Origin of the sequence: Pseudomonas sp. GW456-12-10-14-LB2, assembly GCF_002884345.1 — a bacterium.
In the GTDB taxonomy this organism is placed as follows: Bacteria; Pseudomonadota; Gammaproteobacteria; order Pseudomonadales; family Pseudomonadaceae; genus Aquipseudomonas; species Aquipseudomonas paraglycinae.
On the sequence record NZ_POHV01000083.1, the window covers coordinates 1 to 3,235 of the forward strand.

Genomic DNA, 3,235 nt, shown 5'->3' on the forward strand with positions numbered 1-3,235 from the left:
AGACTAAGTTCGCACCTTGAATTTTGCGCCACCTCCGTGAGGTGGGGAGGCCGGCCAGATGATTCTCAGATTTATTTTTCTTCGGACAAAATACGTCCGCCCTCCTTTCAATATGTAACACACGGATTTCCGGCATCTCCAGATCAAGTTCAAAAACAAATGGAAAATACCAAACAATATGAGAAGAAAACTTAAATACGAACTCCAACCCCTCCGAGTACCCAGCGGATGGACAATCACAATCAACAACCTTTACGAGATTGATCTCACCCCCGAAACTGCAGATTGGTTTAGTAGCTCAGTTTTACTAGGTGGTGCACGACAAACTACGGACACTGCTTTGACTCCAGAGTTGAACCAGAAGGAGATCCATCGGGGGAGTTTGTAGTTGATTTCCTGACAATCAAGTATGACAACAAAGGAAAACCTCTAAAAAACTCTGAAATATTCCTAGGGGAATTCAGAACAAAGGACAAGATGGAATACATTAAGAAAATCGAAGACTTTATGCTTGAAGCATAAATTAAAGGAGACCGGTTTATTTTTCGCTGAAAAAAAATAGAAAATCAACCTACCCCCTATTCAGCCCCATATGTCGCCTACTATTAAAATTGAGTAACAATCATGAATAGCAAGGCCTTCGATGAATACAACTACCGGCTGGGACAAAGCGAGGATTCTAACTGGAATGAATACATTACAGAGCAGGTAGCCAAAGGAGTTCTAGGAAAATTCAGCGCTGAAGACTGGAACCGACTTAATGACACGATCCTATCAAGGAAAGAGTATTGGCAGGAGCGAAGTGCTGCGGCTCTTGGAGAGAATCGCTCCACTCAGGCAATTGAAATTCTAAAGAAACTTTTGGACTCTCCATTTACCGAAGTATTAATAGCCTCTGCCTCAGAACTGGATTGGAGCGAAGTCCCGATCGAGAATAAATACGCAAAAAAAATACAAGCTATTATTAACTCCCTAACCCACGAAGAACTTGAATCCTACCCCGAACTTGAAAACCTTCTAAAAAAATCCAGCAGCGCGCAACTTTAAATAGAACCAAATTGAAGAGGGCAGATTTATTATTCGTTAAAGAAAATAAATCTGCCCCCGTCCCTTTTCCGCATTTCAAAACCAACAGGCAAAATGAAAATTCCTCTCAACATTGAACACCTGAAAAACTACAACTTCCCTAGTACATTTATAGAATTCGCGACTACGGAACCTGAACCGGACATTGAACCTTGGTGGTTACTAATATATCAAGAGGGAAAAATAAATTACTGGCACAACACGCTAAAAAATCTGTATCCCAACCGCACGTTAGTTCCTTTCGCAAAGTTCAACGCCAATGATGATATTGCTTGCTTTGACGGTGATGATTTATCCGGCAATCCAAAAGTGCTAATAATACATGCATATGCTTCAGAGGGGTGGGAGCTTCACGGAGAACATCCTGACTTTAGCGCGTGGCTAAAAATAGCCATTGAGACCCATGCGGAATGGAATAAAGAAGATTAAAAACATCCACCTCCAACATCTTATAGGTGTATTCAGTTCTCGCTGGAGAGCGCAATGATTTTCTCAATTGATATCACAGAGTGCTTTGGCGTAATCGACTCCGATAACGCAGGCGGGATTATAAGCTGTATCAGCATCCCACCCATCGAGAACCCTCAGGAAAAATTTCGCCTTAAGCTATCAAATTTTGTACTTAACCTGATCGACGAGCCCTTAATCGATTCGATCAACAGGCAGAACTCAACGTTTTTGGAGAACATGACCGAACACGGCTTCCTTATAATAAGACAAGCCTGTATTTCCTTTGAGTCAATAAAAGGCTACGAAAAACTACTGCGACTATCAAATCAAGATCACGGGTATTTAACCCACGAGCGCTACGGCAAAAAATTAAATACCGGAGACAAGATTTACGACATCAGCGGAAGAATTTTTTCGACCCCGGAGCTCTTGATTAACTTCGCATTCATTTCACCCAATACTATAACACTTGAATTTAACTCATCAGACTACACATACATAGAAAGCTACCCGGAGTTTCAAAAGGCTTTAGAAAAACTAAATTCAATAGAAAAACCTACTCAACCACCTCTCACAGGCATATTCGACTCCACATATAGCAACACTCACACCACTAGCAACTTTGACGCTGGCTATCGAATTTACAATCAATAATTAAAACACTCCACAAAGGGAACAGACTCACTTCTATTTATGCTTCAAAAAAAAAACAACAGGAATATCTCGATGAGTTACTTGGAAAAAGAAATCACATCAGCACTTGAAACAAACAATCTAAAAAACCAGCAAATCAAAGACATTGAATTAGAAAAAATAATCTCAGACATAAAAACCTGCTTCTTTTACTCCAACACAAAAACCCTTGACCCCTTCAATCTAAAATCCGTAACAAAACAACACGACCCAAACTTTTGGAAAAAAGTCGATCTCCTATACCCTTCTGAGAAACCAAAATTAATCGTCCTCGACAACCAAATCCATGCCTGGACGCTTCAGTCATCATCCGATTTGAAAATATTGCTTTCAGAAACGACTGGCTTTCCATTCTGGATAACTAATATAGCCCTTAGCTTCTTAACTTATGTAGACGACCACGATTGCGTACATACAGCATCCCCTTCGTTTCCTCCCGCGATTAAAAAATCATGATCTTCAAATCAGAAAACAACATCATTGGCCCAACCTCTGTAACCTACCGCAGCCTTGGCTTCGGTGAACCGCTCTCCAAAAATACCAAAAAATATACTTTATCAATAAAAACTCACGAACTGCCCGAGCAATTCCACGAGCTGACAAATGCATTCATCGCCGAATGCATACAAGACGATAACAAACAAGGCTACGCCGACATCCCCGCATTACGAGATTGCAATTACCCGCCACTTTCAACCCTGATAAGAAACCGCCCAGACGTAGCAGCAACCCTCATCAAAGACTATTTATTCTTTGAGCTGTTCTATTTGCTATTCCCATCAAAGGGAAAGCTAGAACTGGTAATAAACTCGATTTCCGGAGTTTATTATCTGGACGATACGTTTCACCTATGCGGCGAAACGTATCCCTACCTAAACCCGTAATTGCGTTATTTCCGTCACAGACTCAAAACCCTAAGGCAAAAACACAACCTACTGCTGCCTTTCAATGACTTGTTCCCCGACCTCATACTTAACCACCACCCGATTCCCATACAACCGCTCCC

The 3,235-nt window shown here is 41.2% G+C and carries 6 protein-coding genes; 5 read left to right on the forward strand and 1 reads right to left on the reverse strand.

What is annotated here, in order from left to right; translation table 11 throughout:
• The coding region (locus tag C1X29_RS29570; RefSeq protein WP_218275705.1) for a hypothetical protein at positions 1–208 on the reverse strand (208 nt) is incomplete at its 3' end.
• Between the two features lie 416 nt (positions 209–624).
• Between C1X29_RS29570 and C1X29_RS28130 the strand changes: the two genes are divergently transcribed.
• The 5 genes from C1X29_RS28130 (at position 625) to C1X29_RS28150 (ending at position 3,113) form a co-directional block, all read left to right on the forward strand.
• Positions 625–1,047, forward strand: a complete 423-nt coding sequence (locus C1X29_RS28130; protein WP_102686525.1) for a hypothetical protein — start codon at positions 625–627, stop codon at positions 1,045–1,047.
• Between the two features lie 93 nt (positions 1,048–1,140).
• Positions 1,141–1,515, forward strand: coding sequence for a hypothetical protein (locus tag C1X29_RS28135; RefSeq protein ID WP_102718946.1), 375 nt, complete (start codon positions 1,141–1,143; stop codon positions 1,513–1,515).
• 54 nt (positions 1,516–1,569) lie between these two features.
• Positions 1,570–2,190: a hypothetical protein gene (locus C1X29_RS28140; RefSeq protein WP_102718947.1), complete on the forward strand. Its 621-nt coding sequence runs from the start codon at positions 1,570–1,572 to the stop codon at positions 2,188–2,190.
• Positions 2,191–2,262: 72 nt separating this feature from the next.
• A complete protein-coding gene (locus C1X29_RS28145) occupies positions 2,263–2,685 on the forward strand; it encodes a hypothetical protein (RefSeq protein ID WP_102718948.1) in 423 nt (140 codons plus the stop codon).
• Entirely contained in the window at positions 2,682–3,113 is a 432-nt protein-coding gene (locus C1X29_RS28150; RefSeq protein ID WP_102718949.1) for a hypothetical protein, read from the forward strand. Before C1X29_RS28145 ends, C1X29_RS28150 begins: the two co-directional genes overlap by 4 nt.
• The last annotated feature ends 122 nt before the right edge of the window (positions 3,114–3,235 follow it).